The sequence below is a fragment of the Providencia sp. Me31A genome, from assembly GCF_050487165.1.
Lineage (GTDB): Bacteria > Pseudomonadota > Gammaproteobacteria > Enterobacterales > Enterobacteriaceae > Providencia.
On the sequence record NZ_JBKQGZ010000024.1, the window covers coordinates 29,399 to 49,268 of the forward strand.

Below are 19,870 nucleotides of genomic sequence, written 5' to 3' on the forward strand. Positions count from 1 at the left end.
ATACGAATAGGGTGAATGGCATTAACGAGAGGACGACTAGGCAAAGAAATGAATCCTTGCCTAATCTATTAGGGGTTAGTATTTATATTCAATACCTAACCAATAGTTACGGCCTTCTTCAATGTAGCCATTGGTGTATTCATATGATTTATCGAATAAGTTGTTGACGGATGTGTTAACAGAAATGCCTTGTCCAAAATCATAATCTAAGCGTAGGTCGGTTTTAGCATAGCCACGTACTTTGCTTTCGGCATCAACATAGTTAAATGCCCAACTTCTAGCTTCTTCGGTAATTGTGATGCTAAATGGGTCGAATGGTGTGAATTTCACCCAAGCAAAAGCTTTGTGGGTCGGTAATTCAGCGACGTGTTTGACACTGTAGTGTTTAGGATCTGCATGAATATAGCCGTAACTGAGGCCTGCTTCCATCCAATCTGTGATTTGACCGGTAGTGCCTAAATCAATCCCAAAGTAGTCGACTTTGCCGCTATTGCGGTTTTCAAGTATATAGCCTCCATTTTTGTTGGTGCCAACACGGTGCGCCATAATGGCATCAGAGACGTGGTTGTAATAAATGCTTGATGTATATGACCAAACTGGAGAGATATGTCCTTTGTAGGTTAAATCGTAAGTCAGAGCACGTTCTGTATCAATATGAGGGTTGATGATAAAGGTATCATCGCTTTTCATTTTTTCTTTGGTATAACGCTCTTTTTGTGTTGGGAAACGGCTTCTTTCTGATACCGAGAATTGCACCGTATCTGTATTTTCTAAGTGATAACGAGCCATCATCTCCCAGTTGAACGCATGTTGGTTATTGTTGTCGTATTTTTCAAAATCGCCTGATTTATAATCATAGCGCTTACCGTCAGCACTTTTGCGCCAGTCATAGCCAATACCGCCGATAATGTCTAGGTTATTCATTGCAACCCATTGATATTCAGTAGCAATAGAGTAAGTATTATCTTTATAACGGTCGAATGGTACATCTCTTTTGGCACGGGCGCGGTGGACGTCTTCTTTCCAGTGGGCGGCAAATGACAACATATCTAATTCACGCACGGTGAAGTCAACACGCATGTCAGCGCCATTGCTGTAGTCATCATAGCGGCTGTAGTTATAGATACCTTTTTCATAGTCTTTAACAGATTTATATTGATGGAGTGTATTTTTGAATGTGTCGTGGTACAGGCGGCTCTGTAACGCGATATCATTGGTTACTTGTGTTGTACCATTGAAATAGACGCTTTCTTTGTCATAAGCTGGCCACTGCCAGACCTGAGGCTTTTTATTTGTCACACTTGGTGGGCTGTTTTTATCACCATCTTGTTTGAGATAGGTAACCACATACTCGTCAGCTTCACGTGGTGTCCAGCCCACTTTCACCATCATGCGTTTATCGTCAGTGGCTGAATTTGGTCGACGGCCATTATTGCCGGCTAACGGATTGTCATTTTCTGAACTCGGTATTCCCATAAAACGCTGTTTATATTGGCTGCCACTGATTTGAATGAAGCCGAGGTCGTTACGGCCACCTAAACGTGCGCTGATATTGTGGGCGTTATCAGCGCCACGGGCAAAACCTTGGTTTAAGCTAACATTGGCTTCAAACGGTTTTTTAGGGGTGGCGGTGGTTAAGTTGATAGCGCCCCCCATCAAGTTAGGGCCTTGTAGTAGTGAAGTGTATCCAGTAGATAGCTCAACGCTTGCCAGCTCGCTCGTCATAAAACGGCCTAGGTCAAGAGTACCATCATAAGGGACATAAGTTGGGATACCGTCAAAGAAGATAGGGACTTGACGGCTATCGAAACCACGCACATTTACCTGAGTTTCGTTACGGTTGCCTGATTTTTGGATAGAGACGCCGGGCATGGTACTCAATGCTTGTGCCACATTAGTTTTGTTCAATTGTGTCATTTGTTCTTGCGTGATGACATTCGCATCTGCGGCAAGTGGAGTACTCCAAACGGACATCACATCGGTATTTTTGTTTACTTTTGGGCCTGATGCTGCGTGACCCTGTGCTGCGAATAAAGCCATCCCAATCAAATAGGTTATTTGTTTTATTTTCATTAGGTATTTCCAGTTTTATGAATAACGATATATTTATTTTTATACAACGATTGGCGTAATTAACCATGAATAAAGGCAACCTACCAACGAGGGTAGGCTGTTTGATTTACAACGCCTTTGTAAACGGCAGCGGTGAGCTGCGTTACTGCTTAAAAATCTTCACCTTAATGTCTCGGGGTGCTGCATAGTAAGGAGCTGATGTTACTAGTAGTGGCACGCCTATTTGCGCAAATTCGTCAATGGTTTTCAAATTAATTCCCCCTGCAATCGATAGTTGGCAGGGGCGATTTTGCTGTTGCACGAGCGTTTGTAATTGTCGAATTTGTTCGATTGGCAGTTTATCCAGTTGAACAATATCGGCTTGTGCCTCGATAGCGAAAATCGCTTGTTGGTAATCATCTGCCTCAACAATGATCAGTTTTTCAGGGGCATTTTGACGTAGCATTTGGACATGGGTATTCCAATCATCTGGTTTTTCAAGGCATTGGCGATGATTAGTAAACAGCAAAATACTTTCTGCGCTACCCGTTCGGTGAATAATAGCGCCCCCCGCCAAAATAGCCGTTAAGGCTAGAGGTTTAGTGTTTGGGACAGTTTTTCGTGTACAGGCAAGCTGCGCATTGGGTTGATACTGGTGTAAAACACTGACCATTTGGTGAGTGTAGTGACTCACGCCACCGCACCATTCAAGAACGTTTTGTACGGCTTTCCAACCTTGGTGTAATGCCTCAATTGGCCCTGTTGCGCGGATCAAAACATGTTGAGGCTCTACAATTTGACCATCTTGAGCACTACACTCACAGGTAATGCCGAGCTTTTCTAACATGCGTTTTGCAATATGAATGCCGCTGACACACCCGCCTTGTTTTGAAGCAAAGGTCATTACACCTAGTTGGGAATGTAACCCTAGCGCGCGCGTAGTGAGGTCACCGTATTGAATATCGTCCAGGAGTAATTGGTCGATCAAGGTGTCTGGTAGATAGATCATAATGTTAGATTAGCCTCGTCAACGACATCCCACGAAACCATTGCCCAATTTCTTGATGGATAAGGGATCTTTTTACCTGATGCCGTTTGCTCATCATAATAACGACGTAGGATTTCGGTTTCCTGTGGGGTGATGTTTTTCAACGACCAATTGACGCTATCAACGAAAGCCTCAAAATTATCAAACCCACCTTTGTTTGGGCTGTTAATGAAATCGACGCGTGCGTTGATCCCCATTTGATGCAGAATATTCACTGCATAAATGTATGTCGGTAAACGAATCACTTCACGACCAATCGCGCGAATAATGTTTTCATCAATAAAGGTTGGGTTGATGGTGTGTGTAGTATAAACCCGTAGTTTGGTTTGGCGATTGAGCTTGAGTAACGCTATTTTTAAATCATCCACGAGTGTTGAGCGAGATGCGACAGAAATATCCACTTTGGGAAGGGTATCCCAGCTATCTTCCCATGCCAGTTGTTCAAAACGCGCATTGGTCGTACCTAATCGTTGGGCACGGTATTGCGCCATTTCAATCATGCCTCCACTGTAATCAATACCGATAACCTCTTGGAACTGGTTGGCAAGACAAAGACTGATGGAGCCTGGACCACAGCCAACATCGAGTAGGCTTTTTGCACCGGTAAAATCCATTAATTCACGAAAGCGAACTAAATAAGGGTCGTTAGGGTTGGCGCAGTTTTGCGCCATTTGTTGGGCTTTTTTATCCCAGTGCTCGGGCTCTTTGCGGGTTCTATGTGCCTGCTGCATGTGTTGTTGGTACATTTTGGCAAAATCGATTTGACTGATTAACATGATCCCTGACCTTAATTAGAAAATATTGATGGAAGCTGGAAGTGAGCTTGAATACTTTGCTCATCCACATGATAAAGTGCCGCCAAGTTAGTAAGTGTTAACATACTTTTTGATAATCCCTGCCTAGCTTTGTGTTGTCTATCAAGCAAAATGACATCATCAGCGATAGCCGCTGCATGCTGTGGATGATGCGTTGACATCAGTATTGTCATACCGTGGGATTTGAGCTTTTCAATTTGCTCAAGTAGACGAATTTGATTACCAAAATCAAGGCTGGCTGCAGGTTCATCCATAATTAAGAGTAATGGTTTTTGTATTAAGGCTCTTGCTATCAATACTAATTGTTTTTCCCCACCACTTAGCGTGCTGTATAAACGAGGTGCAAGGTGTGGGATGTTGAGCCTTTCTAATTGTTGATGAGCTAAGGTTTTTTCGGCTTCTTTGGGTACAGAAAATAATGAAATATGTGGGGTTAACCCCATTATGACCATATCCAATACAGCGAAAGTAAACGGCGTATCATGGGCTTGAGGTACGTAAGCAATTACTTTCGCGATATCACGCTGTTTGAGCGCACTGATAGGTTGACTATTGAGTAAAATCTCCCCTTGGATAGCGGGAAGTAGCCCTAATAGTGTTTTCATTAGCGTGGTTTTGCCACAGCCATTCGCACCAAGTAAGCAGGTTATTCGCTTTTTAGGCAAGGACAGGTTGATGTCATCAATGATTGCCGTGTGGTGATAACCAATGGCTACGTTTTTCAAGGTCATGATGCTCATTTGACCCGCCTTGTTTGTAGCAAGATAGCCAGAAAGAATGGGGCACCGACCGCTGAGGTTAATATGCCCAATGGGAGCTCTATATCGGCAATGGTTCGGGCAAGTGTGTCCGTGATCAGCAGCATAATTGCGCCAATAGCCATAGATGCAGGGAGCTGGTAACGAAAGTTAGCACCCACTATCATTCGTGTAATGTGGGGAACAATCAAGCCAATCCAACCGATGATCCCAGCGATGGAAACCGCGCTTGCTGTTAATAGTGTGGCGCAAACAATGAAAATTGCCCGCGTTAAACTGACATTAACACCGAGGCTTTTGGCTTCCTCATCCGATAAACTGAGTAAATTCATACGCCAGCGCAATAACAATAGTGGAATGATACCGATGATCATGAGTGGCAATACGGATATTAAGTCTTCTTGGGTAATTGAAGATAGCCCACCTAATAACCAAAATGTCATAGAGGGGAGCTGAGTATAAGGGTCTGCAAGGATTTTCATCAGTGAAATTGCAGAGCCACAAATTGCGCTGATGGCGACTCCAACAAGGACTAACGATAAAATAGGGTCGTGCTGACGGGCTAAACGGGCAATAAAACAGACCAGTGCAACGGTGGTTAAGCCGCCAATAAAGGCAAATAATTGAATGTAGAATAATGATTGGCCAAAGAATATCCCCACCACAGCGCCGACGCCCGCCCCCGCAGAAACCCCTAGAATATCAGGAGAAACCAGCGGGTTGCGGAACATTCCTTGGTAAGCGGCTCCGGCGATAGATAGCCCACCCCCAATTAAAATCGCGGCAAGAGTTCGTGGGAAGCGTATTTGCCAAAATACCGTTTCATTGCGTGGATCGCTCAATTCAGCTTGTGAAGAAAACAGGCTAACCAATAAACGATAAAGCTCATTAAGTGTAAGTGAGTACTTACCATTTGTTAGGGCGACAAGTAAACTAATCAGCAAAATGATAATCAATAAGAGGGATTTTGCCCCTTTATTAAAAGCATCATTCATGATTTTTCCATCAGCAAATTAATTTGCTCTGATGTTAATGGGGAATGATAAAAATGGGTGAAAAATTCAGCAATATCCAGTTTGATGGAGGCTTCAATCGTTTTGTCAAAGTGGCTTTGTAACCGCCTCATCCCGAGTAGACGGTTGACACCCGGCGGCCCATCTAACCAACCAAAAGGCATGCTGCTAAAGACCAGTAATTGGTGATTGGTAATCGCATCGAGCCCCTTCCATAACGCGGAGGTCGTCATAAATTCAATGGCTTCATCATATTGCGTTATTATAATATCTGGGTTCCATTGATATAATTGCTCCATAGAAACGCTGGTGAGGCCATGAAAGTTAGGGATATCCACCACATTACGTAAACCTAGCATTTCAATTGCTTCAGTATGAATTGAGCCTTTAGCGCCGGTTTCTAGGCCTTTTGCACCACGAGCAAGGTAAAAGCTTAGTGATTTTTCTTGGTTTTTACTGGCAAATGCTTGGGCATCATTAATATAGCGCTGGGCCAATTGACTCAGTTTCTGCGCTTGAGAGGTGACGCCAAGGATTTCACCGAGCTGAAGGAGTTGCTGCGCAGAATCCTTGAGTCCTCCAGCGATTAAAAGGTAGGGTACATTGGTTTGTTTAGCGACTTTTTGTGCCTGTGAGCGATAGGTCTCATCAATGTTCCCAGTATCAATAATTAGGTCTGGGTTATAGGACAACAACTGTTCGAGAGATAATGTGCTCCCTCTACCCGCTAAACGACCGTAAACAGGTAATTCAAGCCATTGTGGTGCAAATAAGCCTGTTTGTCCTTTTTTCAAGGAAATCGATGCAAACCCGACCATTTTCTCTGGAGCAAGTGCAAATACCAGTAAGTCAGAAGGAGGGCCAGAGCTGATGACTCGTTGAATATGCTTGGGGGCAGGCAGTTTGCCAAATAAAGCCTCTTCAACGCGATGACGAACGTGTGCGATACTTGGTAAGCAATAAAAAGCGGCAAGTAAGGCACTGGATTTAATAAATTGTCTACGATTGAACGCCATATTTAAATTGATTCTATTCGTTGTAACATTAATTATATAGCGCGGAAATTAGCGAAGTCATAGCAGAGAGTCAACCACAAAAGAGGTTTTATTGGAAAAACTCGATGTTTATGTGATGTAAATCAGTAACAAAGATTGCTATCCATAGGGAGATAGCAGAACATAGTTACTGTTTATCAATTGGATACCATTTTTGACTTATGAAGAAAAAAAGACCTTCTTTGCAGGATGTTGCCGACCAAGTTGGCGTCACCAAAATGACGGTGAGCCGTTTTCTACGAAACCCAGAACAAGTTTCTGAGTCTCTGCGTGAGAAAATCGCCCAAGCGGTTGAAATATCAGGCTATATACCGAATAAAGCACCTGATATATTGTCAAATGCGACTAGTCATGCAATAGGGGTTTTGCTTCCGTCATTAACCAACCAAGTTTTTGCTGAGGTGATCCGTGGCATTGAGGCGGTAACGGATCGCCACGGTTATCAAACAATGTTAGCGCATTATGGTTACTTGCCAGAGAAAGAAGAAGAACGTCTGACATCATTACTTTCCTATAATATCGATGGGGTCATTTTAGCTGAGAGGACGCATACTGAGCGAACTTTGCGGATGCTGAAAACGGCAGGTATCCCTGTTGTTGAAATTATGGATAGTGTTTCACCTTGCTTAGATACCGCAGTGGGTATTGATAACTTCGAAGCGTCTCGTCAAATGACACGGGCGATGCTTGAACGTGGTTGTCACAAGGTGGTGTATATAGGGGCAAGGCACGATGAACGGACGTTCATTCGTTTAAAAGGCTACGAACAAGCCATGTCAGAGGCTCATTTAGAGCCCCGTAATGTGATGACGCAAGAGAGCTCGTCTTATTCGTTAGGGGCTAAGTTATTGCATGATTGTTTAGAGAAATATCCGGATACTGACGGGTTGTTTTGTACCAATGATGACTTGGCGATAGGAGCCATTTTTGAATGTCAGCGCTTAGGTATTCAGATCCCAACTGAGTTGGCCATTTCAGGTTTCCATGGGCACGATGTGGGCCAAGTGATGATGCCAAAACTTGCCAGTATTCTAACCCCGAGAGACCTAATGGGGCGTAAGGCGGCGGAAGTGCTATTAGCGCGGATGTCAGGAAAAAAATTGACAGAGACACATTTTGATGTTGGATTTTCGCTGCTTACAGGTGAGAGCATCTAATTATTTAGAGAAATATTAAAGGTAGAATTAATTGAAGTTAAAATTAACTTTAAAATTTTTATATTGTTAGCTCCGCTTTTTTCTTCACTTACCTTCACTAAAGTCAGATTGAGATTAACATCACAGATCTGCTTTCTTCTTCGCCAATTTGATTGCTAAAAAAATCCTCACTGATAATAATGTTACCCGTAACTTGTTACCGGTAACATCATCCGGTTTAAATTAAACACCAGAATAAAATTAAATGCCTGAGGAGTTTCCTATGAGTGATACCCAACAACAAAATTACGCATTTGTCTTAATGGGGGTATCGGGTAGTGGTAAATCCGCTGTCGCAAACGGTGTTGCTCAGCAATTGCAAGCGGCTTTCCTTGACGGTGACTTTCTGCATCCTAAAACCAATATTTTAAAAATGGCATCAGGCCATGCTTTGAATGATGATGACCGTCAACCTTGGTTGGAAGCATTAAATCAAGCCGTTTTTGCAATGCAGAGAACCAATTCTATTTCTTTAGTCGTATGTTCAGCACTAAAGAAAAAATATCGCGATATTTTAAGAGCTGATAATAAAAACTTATTTTTTATCTACCTGAAAGGAGATTCAGAGGTCATTGAAGAAAGATTAAAGGCGCGTAAAGGGCACTTCTTCAAACCTGAAATGTTAAAAACGCAATTTGCTACTTTAGAAGAACCAACCGCAGCAGAAACTGATGTTCATGTTGTTGATATTCGCCAAACACTTGAAGATGTCATCGGTAATACTTGCTTAACGATTAAAAAAATTGTCGCAGGAGAAAAACCATGAACTCAGTCGAAACGCTTAGCACGTTAACTTTGGTGCTAACAGCTGTTGGCTCGGTCGTTTTACTTTTATTCTTAGTCATGTATGCACGGTTACACGCCTTTGTCGCATTAATGATTGTATCTATTGGGGCAGGGCTATTTTCAGGCATGCCTGTTCAACAGATCACGGAAACCATGCAAAAAGGGATGGCAGGGACATTAGGCTTTCTTGCCATTGTCGTGGCACTGGGAGCGATGTTCGGTAAAATTTTACATGAAACAGGTGCGTTAGATCAGATAGCAAATAAGTTACTTAATCTGTTTGGCGAAAAGAATGCCCACTATGCTGTCGGTGTAGCAGGGTTGATTTGTGCTCTCCCTCTGTTCTTCGATGTGGCGATTGTCTTGTTAATCGGTGTGGTATTTGCAGTCGCAAATCGTACAGGTCATAACGTTGTTCGCCTTGCTATCCCATTATTTGCCGGGGTTGCAGCCGCTGCTGCTTTCTTATTACCGGGCCCAACGCCGATGTTGGTTGCATCACAAATGGGGGCTGACTATGGCTGGATGATTTTAATCGGTTTGTGTGCCGCTATCCCCGGTATGATTTTAGCAGGGCCTTTATTTGGTAAATTTATCAGTAACTTTGTTCATATTGATATCCCAGCAGATTATCAAGCACCAAATACAGATCATGGCAAAATGCCAAGTTTTGGATTCAGCCTGTGCTTAGTCCTTTTCCCATTAGTATTAGTGGGGCTAAAAACGATTGGAACGCATTTAGTTGAAAAAGGTTCTACGCTAGAACATTGGTTAGAATTTATTGGTCACCCTTTTACAGCATTATTATTAGCATGTTTGCTGGCGATTTATGGTTTAGGTTTCCGCTATGGCATGGACAAAGAAAAAGTCATGGCAGTTTGTTCTGCGGCGATCCAACCTGCTGGGATCATCTTGCTTGTGACCGGTGCTGGTGGTGTATTTAAACAAATCTTAGTGGATTCCGGTGTCGGTCCTGCATTAGGTGACTCTTTAATTGGTGCGGGTTTGCCAATTGCAGTGGCTTGCTTTGTCTTAGCGGGCGCAGTGCGTGTTATTCAAGGTTCTGCAACCGTCGCGTGTTTAACTGCGGTAGGCTTAGTGTTGCCTGTTATTAGTGAATTAGGCTATTCAGGTGCGCAATTGGCCGCGTTAGCAATTTGTATCTCTGGTGGTTCATTGATCTTAAGCCATGTAAATGACTCTGGTTTCTGGTTGTTTGGTAAGTTTACGGGGGCAACCGAAGCACAAACGTTAAAAACGTGGACGATAATGGAAACTATCCTTGGTACGACAGGTGCAATTATCGGGATGATTTTCTTCGCTTTCTTGTGATTATCTATTAGGTAGAAAGTAAAAGGTCAGCCAATTGGCTGACCTTTTTTTGCCGTACGATTAGTCTATTACGGCAAATAATCGATTACTGTAGGATTTGATTCAATTGGCTATAGAGCCCTTGGGCACTTTTTTTATAGCCCTCAACGGACAGATGCACATTATCAGGCCGTGCTAAATCTTGTGCTGCCCATGTGCGAATAGAGCAAGGGCCCCCCATAAAGGCTTGCCAGTCCCAAAATAAAGTATTTTCCTGAGCAGCAACCGCTTTTTGAATTTGAATAACATTCATTAAATTTATTGGCATTTGCGCTTGGCAACTTAGAGCATCATTGAATTTAATTGAATCATTAGGGCCAACTAACAAAATAACGCTATTAGGCATTTGCTGGCGGAGTAAACGGATTTTAGCACGTAAGTTCTGCTCATAAGCAGCCAAATCTAATGTGTCATTAAACGCTTCATTCGTTCCATAGGCTAGGATCACCATATCTGGTGAAAGTTGAGCTAATGTCTCGCTCCACTGCGGTTGCCATTTATCGACCATACTTAATGTCGCACCGTTGATACCAAGGGCTGAAACCATCACTCCTGGCTTAGACGAACGAACTAACCAACCGCCAATTTTCACACCTGACCCTTTATTCACAGACACTTGTGCAGGTAATTGAGTATTCACAGGTGAAGAGAAGCGCCATTGATTACCTGTTGCCGGGAGCATAACATTGGGTGAAACAGCAGGGGCAACGCGCATTTTTGTATCCCCTGCACTTTGGTACAAAGCTTGCAGTTGATAAGCCCCTAGAGCCGGCTGTAATGGTTTCAAAAGTACTTGGCTGACTGCGGCCTGTGGTTCTGCAATCATCCCCCCTAATGGGTAATCAAAACGTTCATCTTTACGGCTTGAAAAAAGGGACCACTCTTTTTTCTCACTCATACGATTGATGGTTGCCGTGCGCTGGCCAGGGATAGAAATAGGCGGAATAAAGCCCGGCCCTGCATCGCCATAGCGCTGTTGAAATAGGGTTCTCAAATTACCACTGAAAAAGTCAGCGGCAGTATGGGAATCACCGATTTGGACGATATGTACCTGTTGGTTACCTTGACGTAGTTTATTTGCCAATTGAGACAAATTAGGTTCCGCGTTATTTACCAATTGCCCTTGGGTGAAAGGCTGTGGGCCTTTAGGTAGGCTTGGCATATGCGTTTTATCTGATGTATTCTGGCAAGATAATAAACCCAATGACAGTAGTGAAATAACACTAACTGCCAAAACTTTGGACTTAGCTTGACGCAGTTTTTTCAGTTTCATGATGTTCCTTTTCTTCTTCTTCCTCGAAATGGATCAATGAAAATATTTTTTCTGCGATGATTTGCTGGCCTTTACCGCTGAAATGAATTCCATCACCACTTCTTAATTTAATTTTGCTGCTTTCATCGCCGATATAGTCAGAGTATGTGTCGCCTTTATATTTAAAGACATCATTGACAGAAAAGTAAATTTCACCCTGACTCTCAACTTCAGATTGGTAGAGGCTTCTTAAGAATTTCATACCATCAGACAGCGTATTTTTACGCATATTAGGGGGACCAACCCAAATAACATCTACATTGTGCTGGCGAGCGGTGGATATTATATCACTAATACGCTCACGGTAAACTTTTTCCCAATCTTCACTTTTGAATTTGACGTATTTATAGCCTGTTTTTGGTGGCATATCCCAAGGGTCATTCGGGCCTAAGAAAATCACCAAAACTTTAATTTTAGGATTATCATTCAGTGTCTTAGAAATAGTTTCAGGCCAGTTAAAAAAGCGAGGATAGGCAAGACCAGTACTTTGTTTGCTGAGATTAATGCTATCTATATTATACTTTTTGAAAAGCATGTTTTTAACATGGGGAGCGACGCCCTGCATCATGGAGTCACCTGCAAATAAAACTTGTTGGCCTTTTTCAATACTTGCGATGTGCTTTTCAACAATGGGTTGACTTTTGGGTAGGGCTAAACTACCAAAATTAATCCGTTTGGATTTTTCTCTCGCTTGTGGTCGTTTCAGTAATTCTGGGAAGGTAACGGATAAGCTTTCCGCAGGATAGATGTAACCATTCATAAAATGAAGGCCAACCTTGAACTCATTTGGGAAGCTAAGCTTTTTACCGTCATTTTCTAAGGCAAGTTCGGTGGCTTTCTTATCATCTTGCGCTTTTTGTCCTGAAGCGTGATAGGCAAATATACTGCCTGCCTCTAATGCGCCATCATGCAAGTATGCACCGTAGTCCCAGATAGGGTTACCAGCCATTTTCGCCCAAGGGCTATCTTGATGGTACTTTTGTTGCCAGAAGCGTTCTAAAGAGCTCTGGTTTAACCAAATCAATAATATGCCTGCGATCAGAACAATAAATAAAACTTGCCCAATTTTTATTAGGGTGTGTTTAAACTCAGAAGTTAGCATAAATAAACCCCGGCATACCTGAAGGTGAAAGCATAAACATAATGGTTAAAATGATGGCGAGTGGGATCGGGTAATAGTACCAAGGAACATCTTGGTATTTTTTCGCCACATAATGGTAGCCTTGTACAAAATAGGGATAAGTAATTAACAATAGCCAAAATGCGGTCAGTAAACCTAAGCTTGCATTGATGGAAGCAATAAAACCAGGAGCAGCAATTTGGTTTATCATTAGGATGGCATCATCAAAAGAAGCGCTGCGGAAAAAGATCCAAGCAAAGCAGACAAAGTGGAACGTGACGATGCGTGATAGCCAAATGGATACGGTTTTATTGGCGATAGTTTTCGTCCACCCCAATTTTTCCATGCACAGATTCTTAAGATTGAGCAGTACAATACCTAAACCGTGGATGGCTCCCCAAACGACAAAGGTCATTGCAGCACCATGCCATAATCCTGAGATAACCATCGCAAGGAATACGTTAGTATTCATGCGGCTTAAGCCTTTGCGGTTTCCTCCCAGAGGAATATAAATATAATCACGAATAAACGTCGATAGGCTAATATGCCAGCGAGCCCAGAATTCTTTTAAATTCGCAGCTAAATACGGTGCATTAAAGTTTACAGGTACTCTGAAACCTAATAATAAAGCGATACCCGTGACAAGGTTGGTATAACCTGAAAAGTTAAAATAGATATTCCATGCATAGGCATAAGTTGCAACGAGGATATCTCCTGCACTGTAGCCGACAGGTGCATCAAATACAGGGTTGACAAAGTTTTCAGCTAAATAAGAGCTAAATAAAAATAGTTTTACTAACGCTAATGAAATTAGCAGAATCGCTTTACGGCTATCGATAATAGTGCGACTTTCAGCTTGAATTTGTGGTAAGAAGTTTTTCGCTCGGTTTATAGGGCCTGCGACGATACTCGGAAAAAATGCCAGATATAAGGTGACATCAAAAAAGTCAGCCTTGGAAATTTCTTTACGACAAACCGACACGGTATAGCTAACTGAATGGAAAGCATAAAAAGAAAGGCCTAATGGTGCCAATATTTCAAGAATAGGCAGTCCGACGCTAAAACCGAATTTATCTAGGGTTTGTTGGATGCTTTCTTGAAAGAAAGAATAGTATTTAAAATAGGTGAAGCAACCGATAATACCTATGGCAAGGATAGTGTATATCCAGCGGTTGGAAAGCCAATTGCTTGCCCAGTTTGTTAATAGATAGATGAAAAGCGTATAGCCGAATAAAATATAAGCAAAGTCAGGACTAAATGAATACACAAAAAAGTAACTAGCAGTAATCAATAGGCCATTTTGTAGTTTCGCACTGGGCTGACAGCCCCAATAAATAAGAAAAAAAATCAAGAAAGAGCCAAGAAACTCAAAAGAGAAGAAATTCATATTAGACTCAAAGATGTTAATTATTTTGGTAGAAGATGAGCATATCATATTGGATCTCTTCTTCTATGCAATCAGAATATTGCTTGTCATATTTCCAGTGATGACTTTGTTGGCTGCGTTCAGTTACCTTAACCATATACTAATGTAGACTTCTGGGGATTCCCCCTCTCGCAGTCTTGCCACCACTCTATCAACTTAGAACAATGCGTTGAATTTGAAGTGATTAATTAGAAATACTTAAAAATTAATTTAATGAGAGTAGGTGCTTATTGTGGTTCATGAAGGGTAAAAAAAATCCACTTTGTTAGTGGATTTTTTATGTCTTGTACCTGGTGATACAATATTAGATGCGAGTGGATGCTCTTTTTTGAGCTTGTGTAATCAATTCTTCGTTACTCGCGTACATCTCTTGTAAATAACGGTTGTAGGATGAGCCTAACTCTGAGTACCCTTTCATATCATTGATAAGCTTGGCGGTGTCTAATTCATCTTTTGATAAACGCTGCTTAGCACGTGAATTACGCAGTGATTCATAAGCGTTATGGGTATTCATGTTCTTCATATAGGCAGTCACGGTATCTTCAACTGAGGAGTATGTCGAATAGCCTTTGATTTTACCTTTGGTGGTTTGGCAGCCACTTCCGCAACGCATTCCAAACAAGTTACCATTTTTAAGAGCCAGTTGTGATGTGCCCCAGCCAGACTCTGTCGCTGCTTGTGTTGCGATTAAATGCGTCGGCATGATATCAACACGACTGAGCAACTTATTCCAATTAATACGTTTTGGATTGCTACATTTCATACCATAACTGTCACAGATTTGGCTAAGGCGGCGCAACTCTTGGGCGCTCCATTTTTTGTTTGAGCGAACGGACAATAACCAAGTGCGCTCTTCCATAATCTGTTTATTCACTTTTTCAATAACAGGGACTACCGTTTTCAAAAATGCTTTCTTTCGTGGTGTACCAGACGGGTATCTACGTAAATCAGGAAGTGACGTTTTTGCCTGACTCATCGTTTGCACAGTTTTATTAGAATACTCTTTATTGAGCATTGTGCTGGTACTGGTGGAGCCCATACTCAGGCTCGAAAATAAAAGTAAAAATAAGAAAGCGAAGACGGCGTTTGTCCTCATCGTTCGAGAGGGCATTTGCTTCTCCTAAGTTTTCTCTGAACAAAATTCGAGCGAATAGTAGCAGATTAATTTTTTACGAGCTACATTTATCCGGTCAACATTAGCTAAACTTCTGTATTCGTTTGTGGATTTTTTTACGACTATGGATTAACCGCCTTAAAAAGCATGTTTAGTTATTTTCGATATATTTTCACAATGTTATTGTTTAAATAATCTTATTGTTTTTGCTGTTGATGAGGTTAGCTTAAGTTAAATTTGGTTATTTGTTAATCAATTCATTTGTTTTCTATGTGGTTATTTTGTCTGATAAATAACCAGTTGGTAGTCTGTTTTTTAATCAAAACATGAAAATCATCTTTTCAAAAGTGTTTTAAGATTGTCACGTGTGTCGTTGGGGATCTTGTTTTATTGCTTCTTCTGCGAGCGCAAGCATTGGGATATTACAGATTGTCCAATAAGTGTTTGGTGTAAGGATTTACTTCTTTTTGAATGGCTTTTTGCGACTCGTTTTGCCATATATACGTTATCCCTCATGGTATTACGTTTGATTAACTCTGGTGCTAGTTCATCGACTATTGACGTTAGCATAGCACCTAGATCAGCGATTTCGTCATATCACTCAAGGTATCTTCGGACTAAGACTTTTAAAGTAATACATTGTGCAGTAGCCACCGTTTCAAGGCAGACTTTCAGGAAACGTAATACGTCAATTATTTCGCTTCGTGTTTTCTGTATGACGGCGTGTATGCATTTTCTGTCGGTAACGTCGTTGTTTGGGGGCGGAGCTTTTGATTTTTCATGCATATTTCCTTTTAGCTCAGCAAGATATTGTTGCTTTCATCTCGATATAGCAGACTTACCCGCCCCGGTATTTTTCAACTCAGATATCGCTGTACTCTTCTTCAATAGTAAGTTTTGACTATTCCAATTTTTGCTTCGAACTCAAGGCCACTTTGACTTATTTATACCTATTTTATACCTATTAGATTTTGCTTAATGATAAGCTATAAACTTCTACAGTTTTATTAGGCTCTGATATTAATCCCAGCTGACAATCATTTTGGCGGTAGCCTTGGCTTGACCAGTTTTATATATGCCCATACTACATAATACCCAGTTATAATTGTTGGTACCTGGTTTGAGTGATTTCTTTTCTAGTCCTCCGTTCGGAACAAAAAAAACAACACCGTAATGACCCTCAAGACGGCCGTTGCATTGACCTGTAAGCGGGATACCTGTACCGATAAATCCTCGGACTTCTGCTGGTGCATTAGTGCCGTCAGTCATGGTTAACGCCATGCTATCAGTATATCTACCTCGTGGCCCTTGTATTTCAACGGTGACAGGAGCATTACTTGTATCGTTACAATTAATGGTTAAATTACCTGTCTTATTGGCTAAAACTTGTCCGTCTACGGTAGATGTGACATCTACAGGTGGAAAGATAATCGTATTGTCTGTGTTTACAGTGCATTTCCTAGGTTGGAAGATTTGCACCGTTGATGTGCTTACTAAAGTACGTCTTGCTGCTACTGCGTTGGCAAATCCCTTAAATAGCAATATGTTAGGTATTGTGACGGTACCTGGTCTTGCATTTTTACCGACATATAAAGACACCTTGCCATTAAAATTAGCAGAACTGTTGCTTGCGGTGTAATTAGTTGATGCAGTTGCTGCGGCACACCAGCTAACGCTTTGGCTGGGTAATGAAGATGAGACAAAATCACCCTGTTCACTCCAAGTTCCTGATCCTGAATAGCTGCCCAATACTCCAGTCGCTTTCCCGCTAAGTACCAACAACACATCATCAGCTAATCGTATTCCGGTATATAACCCATCACTGGATTTAGCTAAATTCAATTGCCCTGTTGACCGGCAGTCCCAAATATACGGGCCTTGCTGGCCGACGCCAAAATAGGATGCCCACAGGCTCGCAGCATTATATTGAAACTCTCCTGAGGGGGAGGCAGGGGTTCCATCCTGCCATGTAGCATCAGCGGATGAAAGACTTTCATTTAAAGTTCCAGACCATACAATGCCACCTTCTACAGCATATGGCCCATTTGGTATGGTTACTGCTGCAGATGCCGCTCCGCTGAAGCTAATAATGAGCATGGCAATATAATATTTTTTTTTCAAAATGCTTGTTTTTTTAAGAAAGTCGGACATATCCAATCCTCTATATCAATTGCTTATACATTTATATGTTGCCATGCGAATTGGCATATCATCGCTAGTGGTCAACTGGCTCAGGTCAAAACTGACCCGACACTGCTGGGCTGCTGATTCTCCCCATTTGACCTGCAATGTACCGGTTTCCGGTAAACCTGTAAGGTATACTTGACCTGAATCGCCAACAATCCCAGTGTTCAACTCGCCAGGTTCTTCATCCATCAGGGTCGCAATAGCGCCGAATGGGACATTTTCCTTGTCATGTTTTAACGTTATTAGTGCCTGATATCCGACTTTGGTAGCGAAATTAGCTTTAACGACCGCCCCTTGAGTTGGATAGACGTTGACATTAGATTGCACCAAATCTACATCTTCCGGGAGAGTAGACGGGTCTAATCCAATACTGTTTTTGTTGTAGTTAGATAAATAAGGTGCGACAGCATAACCTCGGCTATCAGTAACTGCACTGCCACCGTTGACGGAGACACCATCTGCATTTGGCGCACTGATCAGGGCAACGGAGTCTCCCATTGAGCGGCTGAATGTAATTCCTGCTTGGTGAACGAGTACCCCGCCGGAGGCATTCATATTAATTGCCTGTGTTTTATTGCTGTAGCTATAACCACCACTAATACTACCTCTATCACCCTCCCAGCCAGTGTTCAGCGTTGTGTTGGACACTTGATCTTTGTTCCCCCAGCTTTGTGTTGCACCGAAAGAAAGTCTGTTATCCAGAAAACCGCCACTCACGCCAGTGTTGTTTTGGGTTCTGCCAGAGTTGTCATGTGTAATTGAGTAGGTAGCATAAAAGGACTGCATATCTTGATCTGCGCTTAGCGCACTGAACGGTATACTGATATTCAGTGATAATTGACGGTTTTCTGGCCAGCTGCTATTGCTATCTTTGACTCGGTCAATATTATAGTTCACGCCATAGCTGATACTCTTAATACTGTTGCTGTATCCTAAGGATAACCCTATCAATTTACGATTACTTCCCCAAAAATCATCTCGATTAGCACGAAAATGTAGTGAGCCGTACTCTCCCATCTGCTGACTTAGTTGTGTTTGAAAACTAGTGTGGCGGCGTTGTAATGCCCATGGGCTGGCCCCGTCTTCAAGACGGTATCCTTGACTATTGAACTCGCTAAAGTTATAGAAATGTTCGGTCGAATAACGCAGAGCGGTCAAATCCACCGAAGTACCGGTTGTCATTACACTTTTTGAATAACGGATACGGTATGACTGACCGGTTTTTCGTTCATCACTCTGATTAGCATTACCAGTAAATTTCGACGACGAATGAGTAACATCCAATGATAATGCTCCCAAATTACCAATTGAGATACCACTACCTGCGTTCACTGCCTGATAATCTTTGGCTATCAATGCACCGCCGAAGAGAGTCATGTTGTTGTGAAGACCGTAAATCGCCGTGCCGAGGATAAAATCAGAACGACGGGAATCGGTAGTCACACTACCCTCATAACGTCCGGCTCCCACTTCATACTTCCAGCGGCCGGGGCGTAACATAACAGGTAGGGAAGAATAGGGGACTACAAACTGGCGTTCTGTACCATCAGCTTCAGTCACAGTGACATCGTAATCACCGGATAGTCCTGCTTGCTGGATATCATTGATATAGAATGCACCAGGTGCGACATACGTTTCATAAATGATATTACCGTTTTGGCGAACGGTAATACGGGCATTACTGTTAGCAACTCCACTGACCGCAGGAGCATATCCGCGCATCTGACTTGGCAGCATCTGCTCATTGGAGTTGAGTTTCACTCCGCGGAATGAAAACCCATCAAGTACATCACTACCTGTGGTCGTCTCCCCGATTTGCAAGGATGAACGCAGTGAACGAATATCCCGCATGAGGTACGTATTGGTAAAGGATGTACGGTTTTGACTTTGTGAGGATTCATTCTGTCCACCACTGTATTCGGAACGGGTATGAGTGATGGTGCTACGTAAGCGCCAAGGACCCAAGTTTGCACCGGCACGAACAGAGGCGAATAGGTTGTCATTGTGCGTCTTTTCGCCGCCATCATAGCTGTTAGTTGTCCGTCCAGCACTGAGGTTATAGTTCATCATTAGCGCAGGAATACCGTCATCCCATAATGCAGGATCGGCATTACGGTTAAGAGATTGCTGCATAGCAACCTGTGGGATACTGAGGTTTAGGCGCAAATGAGCAAGATCCAAATGTGCTGAAGCATCTGGGATCAACGTACTTAAATTTGTCAATGGCACATCTCTGGGCAGTGATTTTAATTCTGGAACCTGAGTAACATTTACCCCCCAGCTTTCCAGTTGTTCAGGGGTCATTTCAGGTACTACTTGCCCTTGTGCATTTTTGACAAAGTTGATTGTGTACTGCCCTGTATCCTGCTGATTAACAAATACAGAAACGGTATATTCACCTTCTGCGATACTACCGACTTGAGAAAAGGCAGATAAATCAACATTCGAGCTATCACCGGCAATATCTAAGAAGCCAGGATCAAAATAGTCGTCAGCCATGATAGGTGTAGTCATCATAAGCAACAGCCATGCCAGCGGGCGGTAGCGAAAATATCGGCGCTGTGGTGCCATATAATTTGTTTTATGAGGTATTTTCATTGATTTCCTCTGTCCTGCT

The 19,870-nt window shown here is 42.4% G+C and carries 15 protein-coding genes and 1 pseudogene; 3 read left to right on the forward strand and 13 right to left on the reverse strand.

Annotated features, from left to right (window positions below; translation table 11 throughout):
* Window positions 1-75 precede the first annotated feature (75 nt).
* The 6 genes from ACLPIE_RS18180 to ACLPIE_RS18205 all read right to left on the reverse strand — a co-directional run bounded on the left by ACLPIE_RS18180 (window position 76) and on the right by ACLPIE_RS18205 (window position 6,702).
* Entirely contained in the window at window positions 76-2,073 is a 1,998-nt protein-coding gene (locus tag ACLPIE_RS18180; protein WP_430263102.1) for a TonB-dependent receptor plug domain-containing protein, read from the reverse strand.
* Window positions 2,074-2,215: 142 nt separating this feature from the next.
* On the reverse strand, window positions 2,216-3,061 hold the full coding sequence (modD, locus tag ACLPIE_RS18185) for a ModD protein (RefSeq protein WP_430263103.1): 846 nt from the start codon (window positions 3,059-3,061) through the stop codon (window positions 2,216-2,218).
* Window positions 3,058-3,876, reverse strand: coding sequence for a class I SAM-dependent methyltransferase (locus ACLPIE_RS18190; protein WP_430263104.1), 819 nt, complete (start codon window positions 3,874-3,876; stop codon window positions 3,058-3,060). Before ACLPIE_RS18190 ends, modD begins: the two co-directional genes overlap by 4 nt.
* Window positions 3,877-3,887: 11 nt before the next feature.
* Entirely contained in the window at window positions 3,888-4,655 is a 768-nt protein-coding gene (locus ACLPIE_RS18195; protein WP_430263106.1) for an ABC transporter ATP-binding protein, read from the reverse strand.
* On the reverse strand, window positions 4,652-5,668 hold the full coding sequence (locus ACLPIE_RS18200; RefSeq protein WP_430263108.1) for a FecCD family ABC transporter permease: 1,017 nt from the start codon (window positions 5,666-5,668) through the stop codon (window positions 4,652-4,654). Before ACLPIE_RS18200 ends, ACLPIE_RS18195 begins: the two co-directional genes overlap by 4 nt.
* On the reverse strand, window positions 5,665-6,702 hold the full coding sequence (locus ACLPIE_RS18205; RefSeq protein WP_430263109.1) for an ABC transporter substrate-binding protein: 1,038 nt from the start codon (window positions 6,700-6,702) through the stop codon (window positions 5,665-5,667). The genes ACLPIE_RS18200 and ACLPIE_RS18205 overlap by 4 nt, the downstream gene beginning before the upstream one ends.
* Window positions 6,703-6,902: 200 nt before the next feature.
* Here ACLPIE_RS18205 and gntR point away from each other — a divergent pair, with 200 nt between their 5' ends.
* The 3 genes from gntR to gntU all read left to right on the forward strand — a co-directional run bounded on the left by gntR (window position 6,903) and on the right by gntU (window position 10,055).
* On the forward strand, window positions 6,903-7,898 hold the full coding sequence (gene gntR, locus ACLPIE_RS18210; RefSeq protein WP_430263111.1) for a gluconate operon transcriptional repressor GntR: 996 nt from the start codon (window positions 6,903-6,905) through the stop codon (window positions 7,896-7,898).
* A gap of 262 nt (window positions 7,899-8,160) precedes the next feature.
* Window positions 8,161-8,703, forward strand: a complete 543-nt coding sequence (gntK, locus tag ACLPIE_RS18215) for a gluconokinase (protein WP_430263113.1) — start codon at window positions 8,161-8,163, stop codon at window positions 8,701-8,703.
* Window positions 8,700-10,055, forward strand: coding sequence for a gluconate transporter (gene gntU / locus ACLPIE_RS18220; RefSeq protein WP_430263115.1), 1,356 nt, complete (start codon window positions 8,700-8,702; stop codon window positions 10,053-10,055). Before gntK ends, gntU begins: the two co-directional genes overlap by 4 nt.
* Before the next feature lie 85 nt (window positions 10,056-10,140).
* On the opposite strand, the gene ACLPIE_RS18225 is transcribed toward gntU, so the two are convergent.
* The 7 genes and pseudogenes from ACLPIE_RS18225 to ACLPIE_RS18255 all read right to left on the reverse strand — a co-directional run bounded on the left by ACLPIE_RS18225 (window position 10,141) and on the right by ACLPIE_RS18255 (window position 19,851).
* Window positions 10,141-11,367, reverse strand: coding sequence for an SGNH/GDSL hydrolase family protein (locus tag ACLPIE_RS18225; protein WP_430263117.1), 1,227 nt, complete (start codon window positions 11,365-11,367; stop codon window positions 10,141-10,143).
* Window positions 11,339-12,508, reverse strand: coding sequence for an SGNH/GDSL hydrolase family protein (locus ACLPIE_RS18230; RefSeq protein WP_430263118.1), 1,170 nt, complete (start codon window positions 12,506-12,508; stop codon window positions 11,339-11,341). The genes ACLPIE_RS18225 and ACLPIE_RS18230 overlap by 29 nt, the downstream gene beginning before the upstream one ends.
* Window positions 12,495-13,913 (reverse strand): MBOAT family O-acyltransferase, encoded by a 1,419-nt coding sequence (locus ACLPIE_RS18235; RefSeq protein WP_430263120.1) that lies wholly within the window; start codon window positions 13,911-13,913, stop codon window positions 12,495-12,497. The genes ACLPIE_RS18230 and ACLPIE_RS18235 overlap by 14 nt, the downstream gene beginning before the upstream one ends.
* Window positions 13,914-14,256: 343 nt before the next feature.
* Window positions 14,257-15,063 (reverse strand): protein bax, encoded by an 807-nt coding sequence (locus ACLPIE_RS18240; protein WP_430263121.1) that lies wholly within the window; start codon window positions 15,061-15,063, stop codon window positions 14,257-14,259.
* 516 nt (window positions 15,064-15,579) lie between these two features.
* Window positions 15,580-15,702, reverse strand: a pseudogene (locus ACLPIE_RS18245) (IS110 family transposase); the annotation flags it as partial.
* A gap of 384 nt (window positions 15,703-16,086) precedes the next feature.
* Window positions 16,087-17,217, reverse strand: coding sequence for a hypothetical protein (locus ACLPIE_RS18250; RefSeq protein ID WP_430263122.1), 1,131 nt, complete (start codon window positions 17,215-17,217; stop codon window positions 16,087-16,089).
* 15 nt (window positions 17,218-17,232) lie between these two features.
* Window positions 17,233-19,851, reverse strand: coding sequence for a fimbria/pilus outer membrane usher protein (locus tag ACLPIE_RS18255; RefSeq protein WP_430263123.1), 2,619 nt, complete (start codon window positions 19,849-19,851; stop codon window positions 17,233-17,235).
* Window positions 19,852-19,870: the final 19 nt, after the last annotated feature.

Coding starts and splice junctions, on each gene's coding strand:
- ACLPIE_RS18180 (WP_430263102.1), bottom strand. CDS start 2,073: ATGAAAATAAAACAAATAACCTATTTGATTGGGATGGCTTTATTCGCA.
- modD (WP_430263103.1), bottom strand. CDS start 3,061: ATGATCTATCTACCAGACACCTTGATCGACCAATTACTCCTGGACGAT.
- ACLPIE_RS18190 (WP_430263104.1), bottom strand. CDS start 3,876: ATGTTAATCAGTCAAATCGATTTTGCCAAAATGTACCAACAACACATG.
- ACLPIE_RS18195 (WP_430263106.1), bottom strand. CDS start 4,655: ATGAGCATCATGACCTTGAAAAACGTAGCCATTGGTTATCACCACACG.
- ACLPIE_RS18200 (WP_430263108.1), bottom strand. CDS start 5,668: ATGAATGATGCTTTTAATAAAGGGGCAAAATCCCTCTTATTGATTATC.
- ACLPIE_RS18205 (WP_430263109.1), bottom strand. CDS start 6,702: ATGGCGTTCAATCGTAGACAATTTATTAAATCCAGTGCCTTACTTGCC.
- gntR (WP_430263111.1), top strand. CDS start 6,903: ATGAAGAAAAAAAGACCTTCTTTGCAGGATGTTGCCGACCAAGTTGGC.
- gntK (WP_430263113.1), top strand. CDS start 8,161: ATGAGTGATACCCAACAACAAAATTACGCATTTGTCTTAATGGGGGTA.
- gntU (WP_430263115.1), top strand. CDS start 8,700: ATGAACTCAGTCGAAACGCTTAGCACGTTAACTTTGGTGCTAACAGCT.
- ACLPIE_RS18225 (WP_430263117.1), bottom strand. CDS start 11,367: ATGAAACTGAAAAAACTGCGTCAAGCTAAGTCCAAAGTTTTGGCAGTT.
- ACLPIE_RS18230 (WP_430263118.1), bottom strand. CDS start 12,508: ATGCTAACTTCTGAGTTTAAACACACCCTAATAAAAATTGGGCAAGTT.
- ACLPIE_RS18235 (WP_430263120.1), bottom strand. CDS start 13,913: ATGAATTTCTTCTCTTTTGAGTTTCTTGGCTCTTTCTTGATTTTTTTT.
- ACLPIE_RS18240 (WP_430263121.1), bottom strand. CDS start 15,063: ATGCCCTCTCGAACGATGAGGACAAACGCCGTCTTCGCTTTCTTATTT.
- ACLPIE_RS18250 (WP_430263122.1), bottom strand. CDS start 17,217: ATGTCCGACTTTCTTAAAAAAACAAGCATTTTGAAAAAAAAATATTAT.
- ACLPIE_RS18255 (WP_430263123.1), bottom strand. CDS start 19,851: ATGAAAATACCTCATAAAACAAATTATATGGCACCACAGCGCCGATAT.